Raw genomic sequence first — 4,960 nt, 5'->3', positions numbered from 1 at the left:
AAATACTATAGATCATAAACATTTTACAAAAAAAGTTTTCATGTTTTTGGTCTCTATTGTGATTTTGATCACTATTGTATCTATTTTGATGCCTAATCTAGTTACATTCCTTAATCCCCAATACTTCATTGACCAGATGGTTATACGAATTACAGAAGGAGAGAACTCGGATAATATCAGAAAGAATTTGATTTTAAATGGGTTGTTGTTTTTGCTTCCAACCTTAGGGATGGGAACCGGAATTGGCGGTATTGAGAGTTATATGGCATCAAATTGGGTATATGAGACATATGGAATCACTAACATTCATAACTGGTGGATGGAAATACTTGTTGGTTCTGGTATTTTTATCTTTGCCGGCTATATTATCTTTTACATTAAATTATGCCGAGACAATTATTCAAGATATAAATCCAAGAACACGACGAGTTTAGAACGAAGTACCGCCTTTGCGTTTCTCGGGTTTATGATTGCATTTATAATCGCCAGTATAAGTTCAAGCTCCAATATGGGCAATGAGATGCTATGGGTATTCTGGGCAATTATTATCGCATTTCAAGGGATAAAAAAACAATCACAATAAATACAATCAATCTATGCAATGAATACAATATCGATCATGGATAATTAATAGTTTTATATTTTAAATGGCACCAATACTAGTTAGATATGAAAGAAGTGATTTTGTAATGAAAATATCAATCTTAACATTTCATTGGGCAATAAATTATGGAGCGGTATTACAGGCATACGCACTAAAGCATGTGCTTTTGAAATACTCCAAACACGTCGATATCATTAACTATAAACCATTTTTTCTTAATTATGCACCAAACGCTAGTCATAATGTAAGAACATATATATCTTACCTAATCAAGCATGGTATAAATTTTATTAGGTTTCACTTTTGTGGACTTGGCCAGAAACTTAGAAATTATAAAGATTTTAGAGATAAATATATTGTTGCCAGTACACAACCTGTCTTTTATAAACAATCAGATATCCCTCAACAAAATTCCGATTTTATATTTATTGGCAGCGATCAGGTCTGGAATAAACAAATAACGTTTGCAGACACGACCTATTTTGGATGCTTTTTGAAGAAAGATACCTGTAAATTAGTTTCTTATGCCGCAAGCATAGGAAACGATAAATCAACGGTTGATGAGATAGTTTTCTTAAAAAATGGCATAAAAAATATTGACTATATTTCCGTTAGAGAAGAAACAGCGAAAGAAATTATTGCTGATTTTACTGATAAAGAAATTTCAGTGACACTTGACCCAACATTGCTACTGAGTAAGAAGGATTGGGAAAAAATAGCAATAATGCCTAATAATAAAAGCTACTTATTATTATACAATATGGACAATATGCCATTAACCAATCAAATAGTAAAAACAATTGCAAAAGAAAAAAAACTTAAAATTCTTGAGATATTCTCAGGCAATCGGTCATTAAAAAAGTTATATAGACATGCGACTTGCCCAACTGCCGGGCCACGTGAATTCTTAGGACTTTTTGCTAATGCCAGTTATATTGTAACCAGCTCATTTCATGGCACAGCGTTTTCTCTGATCTTTAACAAACAGTTTGTTACTGTTGCACATCCAACAGCCGGTTCCCGTATGCGGGATCTTTTAGCAAAGCTTGACCTTTCGGAGCGTATAGTAACAAATATAAATGATATTCCATACAGAGATATCGACTACAGAAAAGTAAACGTTAAGCTAGAGATAGAGCGGCAGAAATCAATCGCATTCCTGGAAAACGCTCTCGGCGTTTGCAAGAAAGAAAAAGATGAGCCGAACTAAACTTTTCTTTTATAATTCAATATCGACAGCACTCTTACATATAGTTACGTTTATTTCAGGATTCATCGTTCCTAAATATATGCTTGTCTACTATGGCTCCGAGATAAATGGTTTAATTTCATCAATATTGCAATTTATTGCCTATTTTAATCTTGTTGAAGCAGGAATTTCTGGCGCCGCTGTTTATGCTTTGTATGGACCATTGGCAAACGCGGATCATTCAGCTATAAGCAGTATAGTTTCTGCCGCAAAGAAATATTACTATCAGTCTGGTGTTATTTTCGTACTGTTAACCGTGGCGTTAGCCATGATTTATCCGCTATATATAAAATCAACAGGCCTATCTTCTTTGGAGATTACATTGTTAGTTCTAATTTTGGGGATCAACGGTTGTCTGGAATTTTTTACTTTGGCGAAATACAGAGCTTTGCTTACAGCTGATCAAAAAGCCTATGTTATATCCATTGCTTCAATTGTCTATATAATTTTAAACACCGCCTCGGTCATGTTCCTGGCGAAAACCCATGTCAACATTGTACTATTGAGAGCTATAGTTGTGTTAACTATTTTTTCACGTACCATTATATTGATATATTATTGTCGAACCAGGTATCGCTATATAAACTATTCATCTCCATTTTCTCCAAATCTATTGGACAAACGTTGGGACGCGTTGATCTTGCAGATTTTAGGAGTCATTCATGTAGGCGCCCCTGTTATAATTTTAACCTTGATCTTGAAAGACTTAAAGCTTGTCAGTATATATACCATATACAACATGGTACTCGGAGGCATAGCCGGAATTCTCGGAATTTTTATCAGTGGCCTTGCCGCTTCCTTTGGTGATGTCATCGCCCGTAGACAACTTGATACCTTGCAGCGTTCCTATCAGGAATTTGAATGTTTCTACTACTCTATGATTGCGGTAGCGTTCAGCGTGACATTTGTAACAATCATGCCATTCATATCCATTTACACCAAAGGCATTACCGACGTAGATTACAACGTACCGCTACTTGGTTTTTTGTTTACGTTAAACGCACTAATGTATAACATAAAGACGCCACAAGGAATGCTAGTAATTTCCGCAGGAATGTATAAAGAGACCCGTTTACAGACATTTACGCAGGGGGCAATTATCGTAGTCGGCGGAATTCTTCTGGCACCGTCATACGGAATTGAAGGTATACTCTATGCCTGCATTGCCTCTAATTTCTATAGAGATGTTGACTTACTATTTTTCATTCCACGAAACCTGACGAAATTGTCGGTGCGACTGTCATTTATACGTATTGCTCGACTATTCTTCAATATCGCCGTTTCAGTTACCATCTTAAAATTTTTATTTCCCCGTCAAGTGGATACCTATGGTCAATGGGCAACATGGGCAGCCATCGCAACCATTATCTCGTCTATTGTCATCTTAACCTCAGCGTTTATTTTTGATAGACAAAATTTACTAAGTATACACGGCAGAATAAGGCATATATTAGGGGGATCAAGATGATTACGTTATTCGAAAAAAAGCAAGATTGCTGTGGATGTACCGCATGTAAAACCATATGTCCCGTTTCCGCAATAACAATGCGGGCAGATAAGGAAGGTTTTCTGTACCCGGAAATAGATAAAGCTCTATGTATCGAGTGTGGGCACTGCAATAGTGTATGTGCTTTCCAGAATAACGGAGTTAAAGAAAACAATTATCAGCAACAGATATACGCAATGAAAATAAAGGACGATAAGGTAAGAAAAGAGAGTTCATCAGGCGGCGCTTTTACCGCTATTTCAGATGTAATATTGGAAAATGACGGTAGCGTATATGGAGCCGCCCATGATGTTGATTTATCTACTATGCACATTAGAGCAACAGATGCCAATGCACGGGACAGATGTAGAGGATCTAAATATGTACAAAGCGATATGCGGGATAATTTCAGGTTGATAGAAGAAGACTTAAAAGCAGGTAAAGAGGTACTGTTCACAGGAACCCCATGTCAGACGGCAGGATTGATTTCATACTTAACATTTGCGGGATGCGCAACAGGCAATTTATATACAGCAGATTTGATTTGTCATGGAGTCCCGAGCCCAGCTATATTCCAGGAATTCTTAAGATACGTGGAACACAAAACAAAAAAGACTATAAAAGAATATTTACATCGTCCAAAAGATACATTTGGATGGTCCCATAACGAAAAGATTGTTTATACTAATGGAACCTTCGATGACACATCTAAATTGGCTCTTATATGGAAGACATTGTTCTATTCAAACACTATTCTGCGTCCAGCCTGTATCACGTGTAAATACGCAGGCATACAAAGATACGGGGACATAACTCTGGCAGACTTTTGGGGTATTGAGTATTCGATGCCTGAATTTAAAGACGAAAGTGGAGTTTCATTGATTTTTATCAACTCTAAAAAAGGTGAGGTTTTATTTGACCAAATAAAAGATAAAATACTATATCGTAAAAGTTCGATAGAAAATTGCCGCCCATATCAGCAAAACTTACAAGGGCCATCCATCTGCCATATTAACCGAGATGACTGCTGGAAGCTATACCACAAACATGGATTCCCTGCTATAGCAAAAAAGTATGGCGGGTATAATAAAAGAACTATAATAAAAGAATACATAAAATTGTTCTTACACAAAATACATTTGCTAGGAATTATTAAAAAAATACTAAAAAGACAATAACCCCGGAACATCATAACAACAAAATCTTGCGTCAACACACTACTTAGTCGTCATAGGGAAATAATGGAAATAGGCGGAATGAACAAAAAGTCATGCCGCCTGGAAAAATCTTAAGGTTTACAGGAACGAGCAGGTTGACAACGGAACGCCGTCTTTGATGCCGCTGATCTCGTCCAGCTTCTGGACGTTGTGTACCGCGTTGATGTAGCGCAATATGCTGTTCTTCGCGCGCATGACCAGCGATGAAGTCTCGATTCCTTCGCCGGAGTAACGTACGCCTTTGAACCAGTCGCTTACGGTGGCGCCTGTCACGTTTTCGCTTTTTACGAGATATGTTTTATACAGCTAAAATACTAGCTATAATTGACATAAATAACTTTTATAGCTTAAATATTAGCTATGAATATATCATTTTTTCAACATCATACTCCGCCTGAAATCAC

5 protein-coding genes are annotated in these 4,960 nt (G+C 36.7%); 4 read left to right on the top strand and 1 reads right to left on the bottom strand.

The window, feature by feature from the left end:
* The 4 genes from LIO98_RS06325 to LIO98_RS06310 all read left to right on the top strand — a co-directional run.
* Window positions 1–583, top strand: a 583-nt coding sequence (locus LIO98_RS06325; RefSeq protein WP_291954331.1) for an O-antigen ligase family protein, incomplete at its 5' end; no start/stop codon positions are given.
* 106 nt (window positions 584–689) lie between these two features.
* Window positions 690–1,814, top strand: coding sequence for a polysaccharide pyruvyl transferase family protein (locus LIO98_RS06320; protein ID WP_291954329.1), 1,125 nt, complete (start codon window positions 690–692; stop codon window positions 1,812–1,814).
* Window positions 1,801–3,321 carry a hypothetical protein gene (locus LIO98_RS06315; protein ID WP_291954327.1) on the top strand — a complete coding sequence of 507 codons (1,521 nt, stop codon included), beginning with the start codon at window positions 1,801–1,803 and terminating at the stop codon, window positions 3,319–3,321. Before LIO98_RS06320 ends, LIO98_RS06315 begins: the two co-directional genes overlap by 14 nt.
* Complete coding sequence (locus LIO98_RS06310; RefSeq protein WP_291954325.1) at window positions 3,318–4,517, top strand: Coenzyme F420 hydrogenase/dehydrogenase, beta subunit C-terminal domain; 1,200 nt, start codon at window positions 3,318–3,320, stop codon at window positions 4,515–4,517. Before LIO98_RS06315 ends, LIO98_RS06310 begins: the two co-directional genes overlap by 4 nt.
* A gap of 117 nt (window positions 4,518–4,634) precedes the next feature.
* On the opposite strand, the gene LIO98_RS06305 is transcribed toward LIO98_RS06310, so the two are convergent.
* Window positions 4,635–4,829: a fructose-bisphosphatase class II gene (locus LIO98_RS06305; protein ID WP_291954323.1), complete on the bottom strand. Its 195-nt coding sequence runs from the start codon at window positions 4,827–4,829 to the stop codon at window positions 4,635–4,637.
* Between the last annotated feature and the right edge of the window lie 131 nt (window positions 4,830–4,960).

This window comes from Cloacibacillus sp. (assembly GCF_020860125.1).
Lineage (GTDB): Bacteria > Synergistota > Synergistia > Synergistales > Synergistaceae > Cloacibacillus.
This window is presented reverse-complemented; position numbering and strand designations above follow the sequence as displayed.